We start from the raw sequence: 1,203 nt of genomic DNA, 5'->3' as shown, positions 1-1,203 counted from the left end.
CACCAGCGCCAACCGTGGCGTACACAGCCCCATCCTGCCGCGCAGCAGCCGGGAAGCAGAAGGCCAGCCAGAAGAAGCCGTCCTCTCCTACGCCCAGCAACGCCTGTGGCTCATGGACCAGCTCATGGGTGCCCACCATGCCTACAACATCTCCCTTGCCATCCGCTTGAGCGGCGACCTGCAAGCCGGCCACCTCCGCACCAGCCTCCAGCGCATCCTCCAACGCCACGACATCCTGCGCACCCGCTACACCAGCCATCAAGGCCAGCCCCGGCTTATTACCGACCCGCCCGCCACCCTGGAACTCATCCCCCAGCCCGTGACAGACGAACAACACATCCAGGCCCTCTGGCGCGACGAACGCCAGCACGCCTTTAATCTGGCCGAAGAACCCCTGATCCGCCTGCGCCTGCTCGAAGTCGACAGCCACCAGCACGTCCTCCTCATCACCCTGCACCACATCATCGCCGATGCCTGGTCCCTCGGCATCTTCTTCAACGAACTCATCACCAGCTACCGCGACCTCAGTCAGGACAAACGTGCCGGAGCAGATGCCGAACCCCTGGCACCGCTGGCCATCCAGTACAGCGACTACGCCCACTGGCAACGCACCCACCTCCAGCAAGACCAATTGCGTCGCCAATGCGATTACTGGCGCGAACAACTCCATGAACTGCCCGCCGCCATCCATTTACCACTGGATTTCCCCCGTCCTGAAGAACGGCGCTTCCATGGTGCGGCCGCCTACATCCATTTGCCAGCCGCCCTCACCACCCGGATCCGCCAGCTTGGCCTGCAAACCGACACCACCCTCTTCATGACCCTGTTTGCCGCCTTCAGCCTCCTGCTGGGCCGGCGTTGTGGAGAACAAGACATTCCCATCGGCACCCCCGTGGCCAACCGTGGCCGCCGCGAAACCGAAAACCTCATTGGCTTCTTCGTCAACCTCCTTGTCCTGCGCAGCGACCTCAGTGGCCAGCCCAGCTTCAACGACCTCCTGCGCCGTACCCGCGCCACCGTCCTGGACGCCTACGCCCACCAGGACATCGCCTTTGAATACCTCGTTGAAATCATCGAGCCCGAACGCGACCTCAACCAGTCCCCCCTGTTCCAGGTCCTCTTCGCCCTGCAAAATGCCCCTGCCGAAGACATCGCCTTAGACCAGCTCCAGATGCAGCCCCTCATTGCTGAAGAACACGAAGG

Annotated in this window: 1 protein-coding gene; it reads left to right on the top strand. The window is 62.8% G+C overall.

Going from position 1 to position 1,203, the window contains the following annotated elements:
- On the top strand, positions 1 to 1,203 hold a 1,203-nt coding region (locus ACO0LH_RS28425; RefSeq protein ID WP_422944515.1), incomplete at both ends, for a condensation domain-containing protein.

The sequence above is a fragment of the Undibacterium sp. TJN19 genome, from assembly GCF_049339485.1.
Taxonomy (GTDB): Bacteria; Pseudomonadota; Gammaproteobacteria; order Burkholderiales; family Burkholderiaceae_D; genus Undibacterium.
This window is presented reverse-complemented; position numbering and strand designations above follow the sequence as displayed.